The following is a 22557-nucleotide window of genomic DNA, read 5'->3' as shown; positions in this document are numbered from 1 at the left end:
AGACACATAAAACGTTCGTCTAGTCTACTTTTCCAAATGTTCGTACTCATAATGCACATGTTGCAGTTCCATCTCAAAATCCTGCCGGTTCTTTCGCGTGATCGTCTGGAGTTGCAGTCCCGCAAAAAAGGAAACCATCGCCGCTAAAATAACAAAGCAGCATACGATCAAAGTCGGAAAACGTTCCACCAGACCTGTATGATTGAACTCAACCAAAACAGGTATCATAAACCCAACGCCTAATACCGCCAAAATCAATGCAATCACGCCAAAGAATGCCATTGGTTTATACGTACGAAACAGGCTTGCAATGGTACGAAGCACTTTAAATCCGTCACTGTATGTATTTAGCTTTGACTCACTGCCTTCAGGTCTGTCTCGATATTCAATAATCACATTCTCTACAAACATATTCTTATCTGCTGCATGAATGCTCATTTCCGTCTCGATCTCAAAGCCCTGGGAGAGAACCGGAAAGGTCTTTACAAATTGATAACTGAATGCCCGATAGCCTGTCATAATATCCTTGATATTGGTGTGGAAAAGGCTATTGATGGAAGATCGCACAATGGAATTCCCAAAATTGTGGAAAGGTCTCTTATTTTCCTCAAAATATGTGGAAGAAAGACGGTCTCCCACCACCATATCTGCATGATGATTTAACACACAGTCCACCATCTCTCTGGCACTCTCTGCCGGATAGGTGTCATCCCCATCGGTCATCACATAACATTCTGCATCAATCTCGCGGAACATACGGCGGATAACATTACCTTTGCCCTGCTGGTATTCATACTTAACAACCGCCCCTGCCTTTCTGGCAATCTCATCCGTACCATCAGAGGAATTGTTGTCAAATACATAAATGGTTGCCTCCGGTAAGGCTTTCTTAAAATCTGTAACAACCTTTTCGATCGTCTTGCTTTCATTGTAGCAAGGTATTAAAACTGCAATTTTGTCCATTTTGGTGTTCTCCTTCTCGTAGAAATATCATTACTATAAATAATGGTAACAGTAATTGTTGGGCAAGTCCATAGCGCGGCCAGTAAGATATTGGCGAAGCTAATATAAGTGTAGCCATAAGTCCAAGCGCCGGTGCAAGCACAGTAAGCCGGCGAAAATCCAAGCGCAACAAGGCAAAAAGAGCCACTCCAATCAATAACCAATGAATATATCCAATTGGTATACATCGTGCTGTATATGGGAACATTTTTGTCAAGAATGAATTATTATCTACCAATTTAGTTTCAATTCCCTCTACCCCCATTCCATACTCAGGATAGATATTTCTTGGCACACCATTCAAGATATTTCCTGTAAATCCATTGACCCACTTCTGATTCACCGACCAAAATCCAAAGGTCTGTAATTCCCACGCTTCAAAACAAATACGCGGATTCTTTCTCAGAATGGATAGATATGTACGAAAAAATCCATCCTCCAGCACTTCTTTTTGAAAATTGGGGTTCCACTTCAGATTATCTACCAAACATGGTGTATAAGCTGACTGATATTCCTCCATAGGTAACAAACGCCCCATATAATCACTGTCTTCTGCAGAAAGTTCTCCGTTCTCAACAACAACGCGTGCCATCTGTGCCAGAAAGATTCCATAACTTTCCGCTTTTTCATCATCCTTTACAATACCATATGCATCATAAACCGGTCCAGTAATAAACTTGGAAGCAATCATTACTATCAAGCATATTACCAATATCTGTATGCCTTTTTGCCTGGTCATTTTTCTAAACAGCAAGAACACTGACAAACATACTATCGCTATTGCAATATAAAAGCCATTATTCCGGCTAAAGATCATAGCCAATACCGAAATTAGTAATAAGATATTTCTTAATAATATTTTGTTTTTTGTCTGTTTCTACATATAGTATATCAAATAACAAGATTGTGACGCAAACAATTGTAACTGAGAAAATCGGGTCTTTCCAGATAGCAATCGAATACTGAGCAATATATGGCGAACATCCAAAGCCTACAAGCATCAGCCAAGTAAGCCATCGGTTCAATCGAAATCGCGTCCGTATCCATTGAACCATCAATCCAATTCCCAGAGCCATAATTCCCATCTGTATCACAGAATAAATTGCAAGGCCAATTGTCAATCCGCCTAGATGTTGCCCCAAACGAAGGCATAATCGAATGAACAACACATATGCAACCGGATGATGATTGGTAAGCGGTTGCTGTCCCAAGGCTTGCGCAATATTTGCTGTACTGTCGCCAAAGATAAATCCAGGATAATAAACATATAAATATGGTGACCATAGAAGCATCAGGACGATACTACTTACTGTGATTTTCCCCAGTGGAATGCGCTCTCCCGAAACTCCTTTTATTTCAATAGGTCTTTTCTTAATCATTCGTTCACACAATAAGATACCAATGTAAATACAACATGCAAATAATAATCCTTCTGCCAGATCATATCTATGATAACTATCAATTGTGTTCCCTGTACCCTGGTAAACCTGATCAGTAAGATGTATGTGTTTTCCAAGTATAATCACAGCCGACAAGCCAACGGAGAATAGTATTGTTGCAAATTTATCTCGTAATCCAACTACTGATTTTTTGAAATCCATGTATGATTTGTCCCCTCTCTATTTATTTTAGTTGTTGCTTCTTTGTATGTCTGTATGCATCTGATTCTATTGAATAGTATACATATTTATAACCAATTTCTCATAGACAACATTCATCTCATCATGTAAACTACCCTTATACAATATAGGAATAGAGGTATTATCATGAACATTCTAATTGCTGGTGCCGCTGGTTTTATAGGAACAAACCTTACATTAGCACTGATGAAAAATCCTGCAAATCACATTACAATTACCGACACAGACACTTCATATTTCACTAATGAGACAATTATTGCTGCCAATAATGTCTCTTGCCTTGCGCTCCACACACAGACACACAACTTCGAGAATATTCTGGAAAATATAGATCTTGTATTTCATCTCGTCAGTACGACAAATCCGTCTTCTTCTAATAATGATATTGAAGCCGAATTAAACGAAAATATTACTTTTTCCACTCGCTTACTAGAAGCCAGTGTAAAGCATCATGTTTCCAAAATTATTTTTATTTCCTCTGGTGGAACCGTATATGGAAATGTCGCATGTCCAATCACAGAAAATGCCCCTACAAATCCCATTACCGCATATGGCATCCAGAAATTGACAATCGAGAAGATATGTCATCTCTACCATTGTATGCATGGGATTGACTATAGTATTTTGCGTCTAGCAAACCCATACGGACCATATCAGCGTCCAAACGGAAAACTTGGTGCCCTCACCACCTTCACTTACAAGGCTCTTCACCAAGAGACACTTCATGTCTATGGAGATGGATCTGTTGTTCGCGATTATATCTATATTGATGATGCCATTGACGCAATGTTAAAAATCGCCTTTGGATCCCCCCAATATCATATCTATAATATTGGTAGTGGCACCGGAACAAGTCTCAACGACTTAATTGATCATCTTCGTTCTGTGCTTGATATCAGAATAGACGTAAATTATGAAAAAAAGCGCAGTGTCGATCTCCCCGCAAATTATCTGGACATCACACGATACGAAACGGAATTTGGTACACTAGTTCACACTCCAATCGATGATGGCATCCGGCGTACTGCTGATTTTCTTAAGGCTCATTCCTAATTTATAAGATTCCTTATACTGCCCAGTAGTTTTCCAATGCCCCAGAAAAGCCACCTACGAGCCATATCAATCAATAAACATCCAAAGAAAACTACTAACATCTTCTCTGCAAACTGACCATATGGTTCAACTGTCTGCAATGCATTCGGTTTCCATATGGTCCAGACCACAGGTCGCAAGAAGTCATTCTCATGTATCATATAAATACCAAAAACTGAGCCCGCAATATATGTCACAAGTTTCGAATAGAAATTGACATTGGCAAAAAAGGCAAACCAGGATAGTGCCCAGATCACGCCAACAAAAGAATACAAAGGCATCAGATACTGTGCGCATCCTAAAATTGAATTATTCTGCCACTTAATCCCCACATAATTGCAAAGTGCCACAGATCCTATGGCTATGCCAAAACAGATCATTCCCACAAGGGCATTCCATACGTTTGCATACTTTTTCTTTCCATATATATGTAAACGATAGTAACCTCCAAACGCATACATGACAAAGAAAAAGTCCACATTGCTAAATTCCCATGATTTATCCAACTGTGTCAGCGTTGGTACAACAGACCAACAAAGGAATAAGATCAGCAGGAGCCGTCTATACTCCTTTTGCGACAACTGATTTAATAAAGGATTGATGTATGGCACCAAAAGATAGAACAGCAAATAGGCTATGATATACCAATTTCCCCACAAGGTCGGGAAAACGACCCGCAGCATATTGAAAAAAGAAAATGCCGCCAATCCCTTGTAGGCTAATATTGCAAAGATTACAATCGCATAGAAATATATTTCCACTACTAATTGTAAGATCTTTTTCAAACGTTTCTTTCCGTCATTCCGAGATCCGATCATATAAAAGCCCGTGATCAGCGCAAAAAGATCACAACTCCATGATCCGTACATAGAGACTTGTTCCAAAAAGATGCGTCCCTTGCTGATATTATCCACGCTGACCGGTGCAAATCCTCCATGCACATAATAATGATGTGCAATGATAAGGAACATACCAATGATCTTTAACAAGTCCAAACTGGAATTTCGTTTTTCCCCTTTACTTATCATACTTAACCCCTTTATCTCTTAAGATATTGTTTTGCCATAGAAGCCAATGCCATGAACTCCTCGTTGCGCGTTATCACGGAGAGCAAAACATAAATAACAATACCCACCAGAATTTCTACAAACAGTAATGCTATCGTCCCAAGTCCCAATGGTAAATGGGCTACCAACAACACGCCTGCTCCCATAAGGACTGACATAATGGTTGCCGGCAGGCAATCCCATAACTGCTCTCTGATCGAATAATCGACGGTCTTATGCGCCATTACACCATTGATCACAAATTCCAACAAGGTATTTAAAGGAAGCGTCAACGCAATCGCCATCACGCCATATTGCATGGCAATGATGATCGAAAGGATCAGAATTGGCTTCTTGAAGATCTCTGCCTTCAGCATTTTATCACTGTAGCCCATTGCCTTAACTGACTGTAGGGTAATCGTTCCGGGCACTGAAAAAATTGCCTCAATACATACGACCCAGACAAACGGAACCATAGCGATCCATTTCTCCGTATACAAAAAGATCGTCAATGGCTCTGCCACTACTAACAGCCCTGTCATCAAGGGATAAATGATATAGGTCAATACACGGATGCTCTTTCTTGATAAAGCCTTCACTTTTTCGCCCTCGTCATTGATCTTTGACATTCCCGGAAACAGAACACTGATCAAGGAGGTGTAAATATTACTCTTGATCAATGTTGGCAGCTGTTTTCCCTTCGTATAATACGCCAAATCCGCTGACGTGTATTTGGCTCCGATAATGAAATCTCCCAAATTGTTGCATACCGTCCCAAGCAGGTCTGTCATCATAACCTTTCCGCCGTAGCGGATCATGGGCTTTGCCGCTTTCCAGGAGAACATCAGGCGCGGATGCCAGCGAACCGTAACTGCTAAAAACAGGGTGTCAATGATCGTGTTTGTCAGATACTGTGCGATCAATGCCCATACCCCATATCCTTGCAGCGCCATAGCAATGCCAACGACAGCAGACACCAAAGTACCTATGATCGTAGAAAAGAAAAAGCGTTTAAAATCCATACGTCTGGAAATGTATGCCGTCTGTATGGATTGATAGGCGGAAATCGGCAGGCGCAATGCAAATACACGCACGGCAGATGTCAATATCGGCATATGGTATGCTTTTGCCATCCAAGGTGCCGCCACAAACAAAATGGCATATAATAAAATTCCCAGACCTAAATTACAATAAAAGATTGTTGAAAAATCCAGTTCATCCGCATCCTGTTTTTGGATCAGGGCTGTATTTAAGCCACTCGTCAAGAAAACATCTGCCACTGTAATAAAGACATTAATGATAGATACAACACCATAATCATCCGGCATCAATATGCGCGCCAATACCAGCGATACGATAAAGGAAACTCCCTGTGCGATAAAACGCTCTGCAAATTTCCATACCATACCTGACATGATCTGTTTTTTCAATGATGGTTCTGCCATACTCTCTTAGATCTCCTGCTCATCTTCTGCTGACACCGGCTGCTGCCCTTGTGCCATTGCATGTTTTAGTTTAACCAAATATCTGTATGCAGCATAATCTGTCGCTTCACACCATTTTTCATGGTTATAAAAGTATTCTTCGTCATGAGGATTTACTTTAAAATATACATCCCCCTTTGCCCTTTTCCATGCATACTCCTGATATGATTTTGTAAAATAGTGATTGATCTGTATCGGAAACTCCGCTGTCGGGATCACATTGACATCCCCAAAACATACTTTGCCAAAAATATTGACCGGAGGAAGATTACGTCTGCCATTGTTGGTCCATAAATTGTGATGCAAATAATCATTCTTCGGCGATTTTTCGTCAAATCCGAATGCCGTATTATAAAAACATTTTCCTACGTCATAATACTTGGACCAGCACACCGTAAAATCTTCTGTGACAAGCCCCTTCACATCACGCGCCATATGCCCTGATGTCCCATACATACGCCAGTATAATTTGACCGCGCCATATTTATTTTCAAATGCCTGTAAGAAATCGTAAATATTATCTGTCTTTCGTGGCACGACAAACTCATCAATATCCACAAATCCCATCCAGCGCGTTTCTTTTGCATACTTATGGATGCAGTCTTTGTATGCCTCTATCTGCGCCTGGTTTTTCGGCCAGTCTACCAGAGTCACGATATTTCTTTTGATATACGGCTCTAAGACTTCGCGGTAGTTATCATCAGAATTGTTATTGTAAAGATAAAAATGCTCCACCCCCACAATGCGGTGAAACTCAATCCATTCCTTGAGATAAAGGGCTTCATTCTTAAAAATTGCCCCTATAGAGACCTTGTATTGTCTCTCCGCCATATCGCGCTTCTTAGGACTGATCCTCCATGCCCATTGATACAGCATTGCCATCCCCTTATATGCCAGATGCATCCATCTGCCTTGTTTTCCATTCGTCGGCTGATCTAACATCAAATACCGTGTCTGCTTCATTTCTTTTTGCATGATATTCTCCTAAAGCCTGCTCACTTGATGATATGCAATATCCGTCCCGCAGCTTTGAAACATTCTTTTACAATATAGCGCACAGCACTCCAAAATGCTGCACTCTTTTTATAATAAACAACAATAGAATCACTAAAATTACTAAGATCATAAGAACATGGTCGTTTTATCATAACAAACGAAACATAGAATGACATCACCAGATCCAGATTTTCTTTTTTGACCTTTTCAAAAGTCTCCAGTGTAATATCGCCATCCTTATATAATCTTTCAATGATCTTGACATACTCTACTGCAAAAGTATCAAACAGATCGTACTTTCCTTTTTGTGACGCGTTCGGCTCCAGATCCGTAAGCAGTGCTGTATTATCAATAATATACATATCTTTCTTTCTTGCCGAAAAGATCACATCTGTATGCGGAAACATCTTATTGAATGTCTGTGTAAAGTCCAATTCCTCTAAGTCTTTTTTCCAGATCGTCGTACCCGCCGACCAGGAGGACCAATACGATAATGCCCCCACATACGCGTCAAAATTTTCATAAACCGCCTGCGTCTCTTTTCGTTTTTCCGCCTGATTTAAAAAATAAATGCCCGGACATTTGTCTGTATATTTCTCTGAGAAATCAATAAGATATTGCAAAGCACCTTCCTTTAACGCATACCTGTGATTGATAAATTTGATCATGTTGCCACGCGCTAATTTGAATGCCTCGATCTGGTTCAAAAACTGGACTGCATCTGTTTTTTTATAGATCAGATTCTGATATCTTGCCGCATATTGTTCCATCATGGACTGAAATTCCGGATCGTTGCCATTATCCGTAACGATCACTTCATATTCTGATTCCCGACACCGGCTGGCGTAGATACTATCCAAAACAGGTCTGACCCACTTTACGATACCATTGGTCGGTATACATAAGGAAACTTTGATTTGCTCTGTCATTTAATCTTCTCCATCCTTACCAACTTGTTTTAATACCCGCGCCGGCACACCGCCCACGATAGCATATGCCGGAACATCTTTTGTCACGATCGCTCCTGCTGCGACAAGGGCATTATGACCGATCGTCACGCCATCCATGATAACCGCATTATCTCCAATCCACACCTTATCGCCAATGATCACCGGTCCCTTGCTTGACAGTTCCCGCGCCTCCGGTGCCAGAGACATATCCTCATAAGAAGTGCTTCCATGCTGATGATCGGTAATATAGATCTTGGAACCAAGTAAAACATCGTCACCGATCTCTACCCGGTTCATGGCTCCGATATGCACATAATTTCCCGCCGAGAAATTCTTTCCTATGATGATCTGTGGCTCGTAATGATGGCCTAAATGCTGTTCTACTGCTTCTATACGAAAGCCATCTCCCACAAAAAAGTTTCCATAGGCAGTAATATGCCTGCCGCCAATGATCGAAACCCTGCCATTCGTCCAAAACCTGCCATGCAGTTGACCTATTTTCTTTGCCTGTATAGCGCTATACAGCGCATTACGCACACTACTCAGTAATGACATCTCATCCATTTCCTTTCAGGAGACTATCCAGTTTTATCATCATTTTGCTCTTTAGCACTTTGTCCAATGCAAAAACTAATATCCGTGCGACAAAATAACTCCGATATGTATGATGCTTTGCCAGCGAATGTAGGATATACCGCTGCATAGGAAACTTTTTCTGCGCATAACCTGCCACCTGCATTGCATCCTCAAAATCATAGCAATAGATATTCTGTGCATAATATTGAGGGATATCGGAAAATGTTTCCCTGCGGTAAGGGCTGCACAGATTGAGTATGGCATCTACAAACACCTTGCAGTTGGTAACCTGACGGGTGTAATTTTTTATCTCCGGTGACGCATCTGTCAGTGCGACAGACGCACAGATATCATCTACCCACTTTCGCTGCTTTTGTCCCATATCGTCAATATATTTTCTGGCATGAGACTCCGATGCCATATTGATATACCAAAGATATCCTCTATACTTTACCGTACATACTTTTTTTGCGACGGATAACAGGTGTACGATCATGAGGAGATCATCTTCATAACTCACATATGCATGAAAACGTAAGTGATACTGCTCATAAAAAGATCTCCGTATCAGGGCTTTCCAAATACTCGGATGACGGTTTACACTACTCATTGCAACCGGTATATCATAGCCTTCAAAAATAACCGGATATAAAAGTTGCGTTCGGATCTCATCCTCTGTAAATGTCGCATCCTCAAAACTTTCAAATGGAACTACACTGCCATTGACCATCTGACCGGTACTGCAAAAACACAGATCCGCCTTTTCTGCATCCAGACGTTCCACCATATGTTCATACATCGCCGGCTGCACAAGATCATCTTGATCGCAGACACAGATATATTCTCCGGTGGCTCTTTCTATTCCATAATTACGCGCATCCGGAATACCACCATTGTCCTTATAAAAAGTCTTTACCCTGGCGTCTTCCTGACTCAGTTTCTGGCAGACTGCCAGACTATTATCCGGGCTTCCATCAACAACCGCTATGATCTCAAGATTCTGGTATGTGCTATTTAAAATTGTACGAATCGTTTTTTCTATATACTTTGCCCCATTATAAACAGGGATCACTACACTAACCATATTCCACCTATATCAATGAAACCAGCCAACACAATGCACCATCCAGATGCAACCTGATACTTCCCATAAATACGGCAACACCTATCTTGTTCATCAGGCTCGGCCCTTCCAGTCCCCGGATCCTAAAATATGGGTTGCTCTTTATATCCGGGAATTTTTCGTACATATCCTGTAAGACAAAAGCATGCATTTCTTTCATCAATGCCGGCTTTGCCCCTCGTCCATAATGTAAAAGTGCATCCGTCATCGTAGAAACATAAGCATACTCTACCAGATAGCGCTGTTCTCCCTCCAACGACTCCATAGGGTATCTGTTCATCAAGCGGGCAAACATATCCGCTGCCACTCTCTCGAAATGTTTGTTATAACGCAATGCCCCCGTGGTAGACTTGGGATTATACAGATAATTATATCCAAAATAATGAATGAATTTTGTCCTTGCCTTGCTACAATAAAAAGATAAGGTAAAGAATATATCCTCACCTATACGTTGATCCGTAAAATCTATCCGGTGCTGTAATATAAAGTCTTTTCGGTACATCTTACAACAGGCTACCGTGTAGCACACGCGCGTAAATTCACTCTCTATAATATCGTGGTCTACCGTTTTATCCGGCATAATACGTTTAAAGCCGGCAACCACCACATCGTAGTCTTCCTCCTGCACCTCGCGCATAAAAGTTTCCAGATAATCCTGATCCAGATAATCATCACTATCAAGGAAAAAGATATACTCGCCCTTTGCCATAGCGATGGCACGCATCCGGCTCTGGCCCTGTCCAATATTTTCTTCATTGCAGATGTAATGCAGTTTTTCCGAGTATTTCTTCCCGTATTCTTCCAAAATACGCTGACTGTCATCCGGGCTTTGATCATTCACGCATATGATCTCATAATTGTCATAGGTCTGCTGTAAGGCACTGTCTAAACACTTTTCCAGATACGCCTGTGCATTATAAACAGGAATGATAATGGTTGCCATCGGCTTACGATCCATTATACTTTTCTCCTCTCGCATAAAACTTGTTGATCAAATGTGCGATCCCACTTGGCCAGAACTTCAAGAACATTTCCAGATCTTCTCCACCACGTTTATGCTCATTGATCAACTGCGAAGTCGTCGATTCTTCATGCAGTCTGTGCAACATCAGCGGCTCCGGAATGTATAAGAACTCACCGCGTTCCCGCGATATGCGCTCCCAGGTCTCCCAGTCCAGATTGCTTTTCAAGCCCACTTGAAATACCGGCATTTGCAAATTATCCATCGCATAAGTGACTGCCGGACAGCAAATAGAATTGCCCAATGACATACAACGCCGCCGGATAAACTTACTGCCGGAAAATTCTTTGATCCGCATTGGTAATAACATGGTCTTCTTTATGTTGATCAAGGGTGACGCCCATATTTTCTGACCATTTCGCAATTCGCCATATCCCGAAAAAGCGATCAAGGGACGCTCTGCCTGCTCCAACCGATCTATGATCTTCTCTGCATATGCCGGTTCATAAATATCATCCTGATGTGCGATCGTTACATATTTCGCATTGCACTGGGACATAGCAAAATTCCAATCCTGTGCAATTCCTCCCTCGCCCTCATTCACATATAAAGGGATCTTGTATTTTTCCGCCATCGTTTTGATATACTCACACGGTGTTGATGTCACCATCCTGATCGGCGATTGTATCGTCTGGTTTTTCAAAGACCGGATACATTCTTCTAAATACGGGCTTTCCTGATAGGCACAAATCACAAAATTATGTTTGTCCATTACTTTTCCTCATCCTCTTCCTGATGCGTTCGAATCGCAATTTCCCCGGCTAATGTCGTGCACTTGTCCTCAAGCATGGAAACACGGAGTGCCAAAGAAAAAATGCACAATAACAAAATAGCGATAAAGATCAAAAATACCATATTGGCTGCGGAGTCAATACCTAAGATGCCCGCGATCCACATCGGAACGCTCGGGAAAATCCCAAATATCGCGATCAAGAGTGCGATCAGCATCCATACCAGAGCATCTTTCATTTGAATACGCGACTTGCGGATAGACTTCACAACGAACAGGAGCATTGCAAGCGCGCCAATAAGCAATAAAATTCTAAGAGCAACTGACATTACAAGACCTCCTTTTTACGAACCCATTGCAATACGATAATATTCATTACAACTGTCGCCATATATTTGATGGAATTCCACAAATTGAGATAACTTGTACCAAACATACGCTCGTCCATCTCCACCTGGACTTCCTCTACCTTTGCCCCACATCCGATCAGGTATGCCAAAGTATCCGGTTCCGGTGTATATGCCACATCATATCCCACCAACTTGATCATGCGCTTATTGTACATACGAAGACCTGATGTCGGATCTGTGATCGTCTGATGCGTACGCATTCGGATTAAGGACGTGATCAGACGGCTTCCCATCATACGCGCACTGTGATCCTTTCTCTGCTCGCAAAAGCGCGAACCTATGACAATGTCTGCATCCGTTTCCTGCATTTTAGCCAGCATTTTGTCAACAGATTCCGGTCTATGCTGACCATCGCCGTCAAACTGCACGACATAATCGTATCCTTTCGCATTCGCATAGCGGACACCACACCGAAAGGCTCCTGCGAGTCCGGTATTGACCGGAAGATCCAGATAATTGTAACCTCTGTTATACAAGATCTTACGCGTATCATCACGACTGCCGTCATTGATAACCACATAGTCAAACTGCGGATAATTCTCTATTAAATTGTCCACGACACGTTCAATATTCTCTGCCTCGTTATAGGCAGGAATAATCAGCAATGTGCTGTTCATCTTTAACACTTGTCTCCTTTTCCACACTTCTTACTTTACTAATAAAGAGCAACACTTAATGTATTCAAATTCCATATCATTGGCAGGCTCATCAATAGCACAAGTGCAACCATCCAATTTTCTTTCTTGCCTGTAATCCGTACCTTATCTGGGGCGATTGCATACAATAACGGGGCCAATAATGGATAGGCATATCTGGACTGCACGCCCAAAATGGTATCACTTCCTACTTCTGTAAATGCCAGATACATCGCCGTTGCCGCCAATGCATAAGCCCCGATTGCACCAACGATCACCGCAATACGTGCTCCTACTGTCATTTTATGTTCTTCGTCTCGATCCAAAAAGGCTGCCATAACGAGAATCACCAATGAAATCCCCCAGCATTTGCCCTGACCGACATAATAGAAGAATTGCAATTTTGTCCCCAGAACAGATGCAGAAAAATACTCAAAGCCAAAAATAAACAGTAACTTAATATACCGCAATGGATCCGACATAATATAACTGATCTGTGCGCTGGTACTGATCACACCCTCGCCTCGCGTATCTGCATATGCCTGCGAATTCGTAACAATCGGTGCCAGCAAGGCTGCACATATGCCCAAAACTACCACGATCGCACATACGCGGATCACAGCCTTCTGCCGCTTATTTAAACGCTCTTTGGGCAAGAACAATAGCGGAAACAGCAATGGAAAATAGACAATCTTTGGCAATATTCCTATGATGATCGTAACAATAATATCCGCCAACTGCCTTGTGGTGATCGGCTCATCGTTTTCATACAAAGCAAGGTATTTTGCAAATCCCAGCAAAGTCCATCCTACGATCCAATAATCGTAGTTATAGGCGCTCGCCAAAAAGACCATGGATGGAATCATGCCAACCGCCGCAAATACTGCCTTTCCCCTTCTTACCCTTCGCATTGCCGCCCCGACTAAGAGAGCATAGCATAGGCAGGTAAACCATTTGCCCATCATAAAGGTATATGCATAAGGTAAGCCCAGGGCTCGTCCCAGCATAATTCCGCACGCCGGAACAATATAAGCAATGTGATAGTAGGATAATCTGGTGACACCGTATGGAATCACTTCGCCCTTCTTATAAGAGTCGTTGAGGCTTTTCAGATACGCTCCTGACGATGCCTCATCATAATATAAATGCCCCTGCACGTTTCCCACATATTCGCGTAAGGTCTGCTCTTCTGCCTCATAAATACTTCCGGTAAAAAAGCCGATCACTTCCGTCGTACGGCGATAATGGGTCTCATCGTCCGGTACAGTTCCAGGAATACGCGGTGTCACGAAAATGGAACAAGTCCCCATGATCATAATCGCCAAAAAAACCAAGAGATCAGCACGTGCATAAGCAATACGATGCATCGCAAAACAAATAAGAAGCGTGCCATATATGGCAAGCGCGATCAAATAGCGGTGGTTATTCATTGCCGCCCCTGACATATGGCATATAGCATAAGTGAGCGGATATAGAAGAATGGCGCCAAGCAAGGTACCCACCATTCCCCAAAGAACCGTCTTTTTATTCTGCCGCACCTTGGATCCTAATGCGCAAAAGCGACCTATCACATGTGTAAGCCACCGGTTCAGACCTGTTATCCTGATCATCAAAACCGGCACCAAGACCACAAGAACTACCAAACCTACATATAATGCGATGCGACGCTTGACGAACATATTCTCAGGAAAATAAAACGCCCGATAGCACAGTATCGCCATAACCACCATGCTTACTAATGCAACACAGTAGTTTCTTTTTGTCTCTTTCATTCCGAAACTCCATTTCTGATTTCTTACTGTGTCTCATTATAACAAAAGCCGTCTCATAATACAATGAGACGGCTTTTGCCACGTTAACCCCAATTTTTCTCACTCTCCCATGACTACCTTGCAATCTTTTTTGTAGCAGGCAATCCCATAATTGTTCAGACCAGTAAACACACTTTCCTTAGATATTCGCAAACACCCTGTCAGTATAATAAAAGCCACTCTCTCGAATTTCTGCGAAATTCTCAATGTGTTGTTTACCACTATTCTGTATTTGCAATTGATGTGGCAGTCTGTCACTTCTTGCCTTTCCAGATTCTCGTCAGCCATCCTTCATATCCCGGATTCACCAAAGTACCACTAACATTTTTATACACCGCATCGTCTCTACCGATTGCCTTATTATCTCTTGCGATTTCACAGAAATGATGTGCCGCATCTTTGCCTTCAAAGCCTTTTATCTTCCGGAAATATGCCACTTGTGTAGCATTATCATAACTTGTCACATAATCCATCAGTGCCACCGTTTGTTTGGCATCAGCGTACATAGCAATGTCCTCTTCATCCAGGAACTCATACTCCTTTTGTTCTACCAGACGATGCAGAAACTCTTGATTTTCCCGCATATAGATCTTAGTTTGTGACCAACCGTCCCTTGTGTGAAAGATTTCAACATAAACCTTCCAGAGAAGTTCCAGTTTATCCCTCTCCATTGTAAACTGTTTCTCACGCATCGTTTTCGACACCACATACAATTTATAGTATCTGTTATTCCAAAGCCGACTGATAATGACATTGCTATAAATATAAACTGTATTCAGTTTCACAATATTAGTCAAAGTATAACCCGGAATCTGATGCAGGCAGTTGACATATTCCACATATAATTTTCTTAGATTTTCATTCTGATTCAGATCCTGCCATAGATTTTTCTCAATATATTCTATCGGTGTTTCCGTGAAATGCAAAAACTGTACTTTTTCCTCTGCATTATCCTCCATCTCAAAGATCTCATATAACTTCCGGTTCATCGCTTTTCGTCGATCCCGCCTCATTTTCTTATATGCTACCTTCTCCAGATGCAATTGATAAAACATTTCATGTGCGATCTCTGCCGTTTGTCCCACAATAAACTGCATAATATCATAGGCGATTGCAGGATTTCTATATTTGGCATTAAAGTACTCTGACACATATTTTGCCTGTACTTCCGTTAAGATGCGGTTTTGTAACAGTTTCAATGCATCTGCCATATCATCAACTAATGCCAGTTCATCCTTATCCGGCATTGCATATGGGGCTTCATATAAGAAAATATATTTTTCCAACAGTTCAGGCTCACACAGGACTTCTTTTCGGATGCGCATAAAAACAGTGTTGGCATGCGCCTGTATCCACTCTGCATTCCACTGTATCGTGCCATAGACATTTTGATCCTCGTAATCTATTTTTGCATCCTCTTGCAGCAAATAATTGCAGACATATTCCAAATAAAATCCATTCTCATATAAAAGTTGACATAAACGTTCGGATAGTCCGTTCACCCACAGGTAATCCCGCAAAAGCAGCAACTGCGTTTTTCCCAATTCCTTCACTTGTTCCATGCAGGATACATAATCTGCAATTCCCAATTTTCCCGATGCAATCTGCTGTTTATACACAGCAACCATCTGCTCGGGTATGCAGCCAAAACATTGACATGCTTGAGCAAGTGCTTCAAACCACTGCTCTATTCCCTGACGCGCAATCACCTGCTGATAAAATTCTATATATTCCGGTTTCCAATCTTTCTGCTTTATGATTCTCCTATGTATGCTTTCCGGGCTTTCGTCATCCTGATCCAGTGCATCTAAATTAGTGACCGCAAAAACATCCGAAATGTTATCTATCGCCTCCACTTCTTCCTTACTCCAGAATGGATTATCTCCCACGAAAAGGCAACGGTACAATCTCACTTTGTCCGGGATCGTCTGACACATTCTTTTGCGGATCGTCCACAATATATTCTTATCCTCAACGTTTTCATTTAACTGGTTAGATATTTCATAGATCAAGCCATCCCGGTCATAATCACCTTTTCTTGGTCTGATACATTTTTCAATCGTCTCACATGCTCGTGCTTCATTCTGCTCGTCAAAGTGTAGTGATGCTATCATTTCATAGATCTTATCCTTTGCATTTTCACACAAAAGAACAAACAATTTGTCATAATCCAGTATAAATGAAGGTATTCGAACACCTAGAGAACCGACTTTTTTATAGGCATCCTGTATAACTTTCTCAGAAGCCCGCTCCAGATATTCCTCATATTCTTCGCTGTTCTTGGGTGCTTCCTGATAAACAATGCTGTTATATACGCGCATCTCTGCCAGTGAAAACAATATACTGTTTGCAGGATAGTTATAGAAGTATAGCCGATAGTTTGCATCAACCAATTTGCTCTTTATGAGTTTTTCTATTTCATATTTAAAACGCTCGCTGAACTGCTCCCATTGTTCTGGCTGATTTTCTTCTTCCATTACTTCCATGCCACGCATACCGTATTGTGAAACCAACACATCTAAGGTATTATCTTCTAGCAGATAGAAATCGTTCTCATATTCTCTTCTCAAATAGGTAGCAACTGCACATTTTTCAAAGGTGATCACCTCATCACCTGCACGCCCTGGAAATCTATTCAGAAGACTTTCATACAAAGTCAGGGATTCATTGAGCCGGCTCTTAATTTCCCGGATATCAATATTCCGCCCATGCATCATCCAATCCATACCAGGGGTTTCAATCTCCGCCTGCAGATCTAATGAGGCTAACCAGTCCTTCTTTTCAGACAATAAACCTTTTAGGATTGTATCGTAATTCTCTATATTAATTTTTTGGAGATTTATCACATAATCAAAGATCTTCTTGTACTCCGGAATCTGCTCCTCTCTGCCATCTACCAACATGACCTCCGGTTTGATACACACAACAAAGGTAATCTTGTGCCTGCCACCATCCGTAAGATAGTACTTTCTCAATTCGCGTAAGAACTGTAGTACACTTTGCTTGTCATCAATGCGATCCAAATCCTCGATCACAACAATATAATGTTGTCTTCCTCTATGATTCAACACTTCCTGCTTGAACAGATCAATCAAAATGTTCTCATCCAGCGTCCGCTTTCCTTCCGATTTTGTTGAACTAAAAATAATTTCAGAATCTGTAACTGCCAATACGAAGCACGCTAAAGAAACGATAAACACTACAATAGTCAGCATAAAGAAAGTCTCATTCTTTAACTGCCAAAATGCCTGTATATACTTTTGAAATTTATATAGAAGCCCAGATAAAAAGAAGCCAACAAGAGAACACATTGCCAAAAATGACCACATTGCGTTCTTCCCGTTGACTGCCCATATGCCAAAATCCTTGCTTAATCTACGGCTGATATAATGACTTTTTCTTCTATCGTGCGGATTGATCCTGCTGACCAATTGATAAATAAATGCCTTATGCAATTCTGTTGGCATAACTTCTTTTTCATGTCCCCAATCTCCCTGTTTATCTGCAGGGATCTCCTCCTGTTGCGCATAAGTCCCCCACATATTGATACTGAGTACCTTTTTCCCAAATCCGAAACAGGCACACAGCGGATGCTCCACACGTTTTTTATACAGGGATATCAAACTGGATTTCCCTGTACCAAAATCAGATGTCACGGCAACGATTCTTGCATCTGCATCCACCGCCGCATCCAACTTATCCACATATGTAGATATACCGATCCAGTCCTCGTCTTCGTTCTGGATCGGGCGATTCAGATAGATAGTGTTATTGCTATTTTTCTTCTGTTTCCCCATGCGTAGGCTCCTTCTGATCTCCATCAATTATTCGCTTCAAAACATCAGTACATCACCCGATTATACTCCACCAACTCCATCTTTCCGTGTGTAACCTTTATTACGGTCACACCCAAGTTAGTTATTTCCTGACCTTCCAATTCCGGGAATTGCTTTTCCAGCCAAAACTGCATCGAGGAATGTGCCACAACCAAGACATTCTCCCCGGGATTGATATCGTCTATGATCTGCTGCATTCCTTTATCAAAACGCTGATAGAAATGATACTTGGTTTCCGCGTGGATTGGAGAAACATAATCCGCATCGTCTACCGAGCCAAACGCATCCGGGAAGATGTCTAATTGTTTTTTCTCCATAAACTCCTGCTTGGTATATCCTTCTGCATCTCCCCAAGAAATATCGTCCAAGGCTTCCATCTGTTGCCGGTCTACATTTTCCTGCCCTGCCCCCTCCAACAGATAACTAGCCGTATCAATGGTTCTCCCCAAGGTGCTGGTATAAACTTTTCCAAAGGAAACATCTGATAAAGCCTGTCCCACTGCCTTGGCTTGGTCAACAGCCTCCTGTGTCAGCTCCGCATTTCCTTCTCCACCCATAAGCAACCCCTGCTCGTTTGCATAGGTTCTCCCATGGCGTACCATATAAATATAACTTGGTCGCTGCAACATGCCAAAGAGTGACACGGCAATCCCCAACACGCAGACCGCTCCTACCAGTCCGATCCAGAATTTCTTTTTCAATCTATTCTCCTCAAATATCCCTTTAGTGTACCAGTTCCAGACACAATGGTATGATACCCCATAGCACAAAAGACAACATGCCTGCACCGACGATCAATGTCTGCGAAACAAGATATGTCTTTTTACTCCATACATGGCTATCTGACAAAATATAAACCTCACCTAAAATACAAGGCAACATGTATCTTCCCTGTGCCTGATAATCCTGCGTCCACATCTGGTATACGGTTCCTACACACAAGAAAGAGATTGTTACCACGATGGCGACAATGTGTTTTCTTTCTTTGCAGGCTCTCCATGTCGATACTATATTCACAATATATAAAACCAACATGATATACACATAGATATTTGCGCTATACAAAGACATCCAACCATAGCGTCCCACGAAAGAGTTAAACATGGTCGGGAACAATCCATCATCAATTGCCGTCAAAGTCTGCAAATAAGTGTAGCCCTGCTGCTTCAAGGATTGCATTTCGACGATTTCCTGTGACTGATGTTTTAGGTGTTCTGCTCGATACAAATAGCCCTTTCCCTCCGGATATCTCCACAGGTCAATTCCCGCTCGTATCGCATAAAAGCCAAAGACCATTCCCAAAATCATCATATACTTTAAGAATAACTGCTTCTTGTTCTCCGCATCCCACAATTTAAACAATAAAACCACAAAGGCAAACAGAAGGATGATCAGATAATTTTTCTTTCCCATTAAGGTTTGCGCACAGAGGAAGGCATACAAAAACATCCCGCCAAATTGTCTCCACGAAAAACCTTCTTTCCACACACCGGCGATCAGACCGTCTTCGCGAATGGCTTCTGTCACAACAAAAAATCCGATAAAAATATCCCAGGCATCCGACGTGGCATAGGAAAACAGATACCATAACTGCGGCGTTGCAAACAAGAATGCAAACATCCATTTGTCTTTGCGCCCTTTTATAAGAATCCAGGCAACCAAAAGAACCAGCAGCAACACATTAAACATCCGATAGTAGGCTGAAATATGAAAAATATTTTTACCAATCCATCCAAACTTCCCGGCTAAAATATAATAAAAACTCCGTTCCGCCAATCGGATTGTGCCATAATTGGAATAAGCATTTTGTAGAGATATATCATCAAAATCCGGTAATCCCCAATGGGTCAGATAGTAGTCAATACTACCTCTCGTCTCATCTTCATCCGGATGTCCATAGGTGATGCTAAATAAGGACATGACAAAAACAGCAATAACAATAGCAATGCTAAGCCAAGAAAAGAGTTTATAGACACGGTCACTCTTTTCTGGCTTTAACCAAATCTCCAGACCTGCCAATAAGAAAAGACTAACAATAAATAGTGCCAACAGACCTATTTTACACCAGCGGTCAGATTGTAAACGTGCCATAAAATCAGGTGCATTATTCTGATCCAACACCAGATAAGGATCACCCGAGGTCGGTGTGATCCAGACATGATCGTCCTCTACCTGTAGGCTACAATTCTGCCAGAGGGCACTTCTTGCCAAATCTGCCCCAGAGATTGTATAAGTCGCAAACATCCCACTGCGCACCTGGATCCTTGCAATGCCAATCTCTTCATCGCTGGCTGAAAAATCCACGCGCACGCTCTGCAATCCTTGTCCTTCATTTTTGTAAGGGAACACCGCTAAACGTTTGAATACAGAATAAAAGGAGGATTTTTCCTCGCTGTAACCACTCCCGGTGTCCCAAAAGGTCTGCGCCATCTCACCCTGATAACTGCTACTATTGTTGCCATAATAATAGACTTCCAATTGGTTTGAAAAATCCATGCACTTTAGAAAGCCAGCAAAAATAAGAATCAGCATAAGCAAAATGCATATGTTTTTTGCCAATATTCGGTTTTGTATTTTCTTATCTGTTACATTACATGCATCCATATCATGAAATCGTCTCCTATATTGACATTGTCTATCGGCTGATCAACGTTCCAGCCCGCCGGGCAGGTACATATATTGTAAAGCGGTATCAACGTATACGCACCATCGATCACAACTAAATTCTTATCTGCGATCAAGCCTTCATCATAACGGCAGAAAGCAGAATAGGATTTCAAATACTCATTCAAGCAAACAGCATGCCACGGTTGTCCTAATCCTTCCACTGTCCGTGTCAAATCTTCGTTGATATTTTCCTTATTTGTTACTGTTATAATACTGCTTCCCATACCCTGATATAAAACGATTGTTCCCAGTACCAGATAGATCAAGGCGCTGCGTCTTTCTTCCTTGGTCGCCTGCATATCATTGCCATTCATCAATGCGCATATTCCCACCGGTAATAAAATCAGGAAATGAACCATGGATGTACTGCAAGATGCTAAAATAAACATAATGAGATAGCCTAAACCTGTGACAATAACGGTTGCTGCCAACATGACCTTCTCTCTATCCATATGTGAAAAAAAGAGCAACAACCACAATACGAACATCCCATAGAACATACTGACCTGAATCAAACTCACCGGAACGGTTCGCATAAAACGCAAAATATTCTTTCCTGACAGATCATGCCCCGCTTGGGTCAACTCTTCCAATTTTTCAAAGGCGCTCCATTCAGAAGTAATATAATGACCATCTACCAGTATATTATATTGATATTCCTGTAATTCTAATTTTTCCCCCAGATCTGCCCGATAGGTCGGTGCTCTAAACATTCCCACCTGTTCCACAGCACTTCTGTACTGGTTTACCTGCGCCCAATCATCCGTTTTCTGATATTCCCTATAGTCCAGTGCCTGCAAAATGACAAGCAGAACCAATGCACTGACAAATGGCATCCATAATTCTTTGCCCAGTTCTTTATCAATTTTCACCTTTCTAACAAGCATATACAGAATAATATATACGATCGTCAGGCTTCCGCTTAATAACAAGGCTTTCCAACTGATTAAGCCTGCCAACAATAATGCCACCCCAATATAAAAATGCTGCAGCCAGCGTTTCTGAGTAAATTCTCCTACAAGTATTCCCCAGCACACATATAAAGCACTCACACTTAATATTGCAGCCGTTTTCATGTAACTTGGGCAAATATAACATTCATACCCTATAAACAAAGCAAAGATCAGAAAGGTCAGGTTTGCAATTCGTGAAAAATTCCTTTTCAAAAATAGTTGCCCTATTTTCCAGAGTGCCATGAATGTCAGCACATACTGAAATACGGTATACCAATTTACACCTGTCATAAACTCGCAAAGCAACTTCAAGAAACGCCCCACATATATATTGCTAAATACGATCATTCCCGTAGACCAAGCCCCACTAATATTAAATAGTTGTGCCTGCATCATCACATCCATATCATATTCATAATGTGGTGCCCCAATCAATAACACGACAACAAGGGCAAGCACATTTAGTAACAATGATCTTGCCTGCGGCTTGCTGTATAATTGTTTTGCTTTATTTATTATTAACTCTTTTTTCATAATATTTCTCACAATATCCCGTATCGTGTTATTCAACACGTACTATTTCCG

At 41.6% G+C, this 22557-nt stretch carries 17 protein-coding genes and 1 pseudogene; 1 reads left to right on the top strand and 17 read right to left on the bottom strand.

Annotated features, from left to right (window positions below; all coding sequences use genetic code 11):
• Positions 1-24: 24 nt before the first annotated feature.
• Entirely contained in the window at positions 25-963 is a 939-nt protein-coding gene (locus tag DW183_RS08670) for a glycosyltransferase family 2 protein (RefSeq protein WP_118281600.1), read from the bottom strand.
• Positions 926-2294, bottom strand: a pseudogene (locus DW183_RS12670) (DUF6020 family protein). Before DW183_RS12670 ends, DW183_RS08670 begins: the two are co-directional and overlap by 38 nt.
• A gap of 474 nt (positions 2295-2768) precedes the next feature.
• On the opposite strand from DW183_RS12670, the gene DW183_RS08660 reads away from it, so the two are divergent.
• On the top strand, positions 2769-3695 hold the full coding sequence (locus DW183_RS08660; protein WP_118281598.1) for an NAD-dependent epimerase/dehydratase family protein: 927 nt from the start codon (positions 2769-2771) through the stop codon (positions 3693-3695).
• Here DW183_RS08660 and DW183_RS08655 read toward each other — a convergent pair.
• The 15 genes from DW183_RS08655 to DW183_RS08585 all read right to left on the bottom strand — a co-directional run bounded on the left by DW183_RS08655 (position 3692) and on the right by DW183_RS08585 (position 22506).
• A complete protein-coding gene (locus DW183_RS08655; protein WP_118281597.1) occupies positions 3692-4762 on the bottom strand; it encodes an acyltransferase family protein in 1071 nt (356 codons plus the stop codon). The genes DW183_RS08660 and DW183_RS08655 overlap by 4 nt on opposite strands.
• 11 nt (positions 4763-4773) lie before the next feature.
• Positions 4774-6225 carry a lipopolysaccharide biosynthesis protein gene (locus DW183_RS08650; RefSeq protein WP_118281596.1) on the bottom strand — a complete coding sequence of 484 codons (1452 nt, stop codon included), beginning with the start codon at positions 6223-6225 and terminating at the stop codon, positions 4774-4776.
• Positions 6226-6231: 6 nt separating this feature from the next.
• Positions 6232-7239 carry a glycosyltransferase family 92 protein gene (locus DW183_RS08645; protein ID WP_118281595.1) on the bottom strand — a complete coding sequence of 336 codons (1008 nt, stop codon included), beginning with the start codon at positions 7237-7239 and terminating at the stop codon, positions 6232-6234.
• Positions 7240-7259: 20 nt separating this feature from the next.
• Entirely contained in the window at positions 7260-8189 is a 930-nt protein-coding gene (locus DW183_RS08640; RefSeq protein ID WP_118281594.1) for a glycosyltransferase, read from the bottom strand.
• Positions 8190-8765, bottom strand: a complete 576-nt coding sequence (locus DW183_RS12750) for an acyltransferase (protein WP_147403375.1) — start codon at positions 8763-8765, stop codon at positions 8190-8192.
• Position 8766: 1 nt separating this feature from the next.
• The gene (locus tag DW183_RS08630; protein WP_118281592.1) at positions 8767-9870 is read right to left on the bottom strand and encodes a glycosyltransferase family A protein; all 1104 of its coding nucleotides are present in this window, start codon (positions 9868-9870) and stop codon (positions 8767-8769) included.
• A gap of 7 nt (positions 9871-9877) precedes the next feature.
• The gene (locus tag DW183_RS08625; RefSeq protein WP_158573050.1) at positions 9878-10867 is read right to left on the bottom strand and encodes a glycosyltransferase family 2 protein; all 990 of its coding nucleotides are present in this window, start codon (positions 10865-10867) and stop codon (positions 9878-9880) included.
• Positions 10857-11642 carry a glycosyltransferase family 2 protein gene (locus tag DW183_RS08620; RefSeq protein WP_118281590.1) on the bottom strand — a complete coding sequence of 262 codons (786 nt, stop codon included), beginning with the start codon at positions 11640-11642 and terminating at the stop codon, positions 10857-10859. Before DW183_RS08620 ends, DW183_RS08625 begins: the two co-directional genes overlap by 11 nt.
• Positions 11642-11989 (bottom strand): DUF2304 domain-containing protein, encoded by a 348-nt coding sequence (locus DW183_RS08615; RefSeq protein WP_118281589.1) that lies wholly within the window; start codon positions 11987-11989, stop codon positions 11642-11644. The genes DW183_RS08620 and DW183_RS08615 overlap by 1 nt, the downstream gene beginning before the upstream one ends.
• Positions 11989-12687 carry a glycosyltransferase family 2 protein gene (locus tag DW183_RS08610; protein WP_118281588.1) on the bottom strand — a complete coding sequence of 233 codons (699 nt, stop codon included), beginning with the start codon at positions 12685-12687 and terminating at the stop codon, positions 11989-11991. The genes DW183_RS08615 and DW183_RS08610 overlap by 1 nt, the downstream gene beginning before the upstream one ends.
• A gap of 38 nt (positions 12688-12725) precedes the next feature.
• Positions 12726-14477 (bottom strand): DUF2142 domain-containing protein, encoded by a 1752-nt coding sequence (locus DW183_RS08605; RefSeq protein ID WP_118281587.1) that lies wholly within the window; start codon positions 14475-14477, stop codon positions 12726-12728.
• Between the two features lie 293 nt (positions 14478-14770).
• Positions 14771-18313, bottom strand: a complete 3543-nt coding sequence (locus tag DW183_RS08600) for a YobI family P-loop NTPase (protein WP_118281586.1) — start codon at positions 18311-18313, stop codon at positions 14771-14773.
• Between the two features lie 44 nt (positions 18314-18357).
• Positions 18358-19053, bottom strand: coding sequence for a histidine phosphatase family protein (locus DW183_RS08595; RefSeq protein WP_118281585.1), 696 nt, complete (start codon positions 19051-19053; stop codon positions 18358-18360).
• A 22-nt stretch (positions 19054-19075) separates the two neighbouring features.
• Positions 19076-20848 (bottom strand): DUF2142 domain-containing protein, encoded by a 1773-nt coding sequence (locus DW183_RS08590; RefSeq protein WP_158573049.1) that lies wholly within the window; start codon positions 20846-20848, stop codon positions 19076-19078.
• An 89-nt stretch (positions 20849-20937) separates the two neighbouring features.
• Positions 20938-22506 carry a hypothetical protein gene (locus DW183_RS08585; RefSeq protein ID WP_118281583.1) on the bottom strand — a complete coding sequence of 523 codons (1569 nt, stop codon included), beginning with the start codon at positions 22504-22506 and terminating at the stop codon, positions 20938-20940.
• Positions 22507-22557: the final 51 nt, after the last annotated feature.

Source organism: Roseburia sp. AM16-25, from assembly GCF_003473825.1.
Taxonomy (GTDB): Bacteria; Bacillota; Clostridia; order Lachnospirales; family Lachnospiraceae; genus Pararoseburia; species Pararoseburia lenta.
This window is presented reverse-complemented; position numbering and strand designations above follow the sequence as displayed.

Coding starts and splice junctions, on each gene's coding strand:
- DW183_RS08670 (WP_118281600.1), bottom strand. CDS start 963: ATGGACAAAATTGCAGTTTTAATACCTTGCTACAATGAAAGCAAGACG.
- DW183_RS08660 (WP_118281598.1), top strand. CDS start 2,769: ATGAACATTCTAATTGCTGGTGCCGCTGGTTTTATAGGAACAAACCTT.
- DW183_RS08655 (WP_118281597.1), bottom strand. CDS start 4,762: ATGATAAGTAAAGGGGAAAAACGAAATTCCAGTTTGGACTTGTTAAAG.
- DW183_RS08650 (WP_118281596.1), bottom strand. CDS start 6,225: ATGGCAGAACCATCATTGAAAAAACAGATCATGTCAGGTATGGTATGG.
- DW183_RS08645 (WP_118281595.1), bottom strand. CDS start 7,239: ATGCAAAAAGAAATGAAGCAGACACGGTATTTGATGTTAGATCAGCCG.
- DW183_RS08640 (WP_118281594.1), bottom strand. CDS start 8,189: ATGACAGAGCAAATCAAAGTTTCCTTATGTATACCGACCAATGGTATC.
- DW183_RS12750 (WP_147403375.1), bottom strand. CDS start 8,765: ATGTCATTACTGAGTAGTGTGCGTAATGCGCTGTATAGCGCTATACAG.
- DW183_RS08630 (WP_118281592.1), bottom strand. CDS start 9,870: ATGGTTAGTGTAGTGATCCCTGTTTATAATGGGGCAAAGTATATAGAA.
- DW183_RS08625 (WP_158573050.1), bottom strand. CDS start 10,867: ATGGATCGTAAGCCGATGGCAACCATTATCATTCCTGTTTATAATGCA.
- DW183_RS08620 (WP_118281590.1), bottom strand. CDS start 11,642: ATGGACAAACATAATTTTGTGATTTGTGCCTATCAGGAAAGCCCGTAT.
- DW183_RS08615 (WP_118281589.1), bottom strand. CDS start 11,989: ATGTCAGTTGCTCTTAGAATTTTATTGCTTATTGGCGCGCTTGCAATG.
- DW183_RS08610 (WP_118281588.1), bottom strand. CDS start 12,687: ATGAACAGCACATTGCTGATTATTCCTGCCTATAACGAGGCAGAGAAT.
- DW183_RS08605 (WP_118281587.1), bottom strand. CDS start 14,477: ATGAAAGAGACAAAAAGAAACTACTGTGTTGCATTAGTAAGCATGGTG.
- DW183_RS08600 (WP_118281586.1), bottom strand. CDS start 18,313: ATGGGGAAACAGAAGAAAAATAGCAATAACACTATCTATCTGAATCGC.
- DW183_RS08590 (WP_158573049.1), bottom strand. CDS start 20,848: ATGGATTTTTCAAACCAATTGGAAGTCTATTATTATGGCAACAATAGT.
- DW183_RS08585 (WP_118281583.1), bottom strand. CDS start 22,506: ATGAAAAAAGAGTTAATAATAAATAAAGCAAAACAATTATACAGCAAG.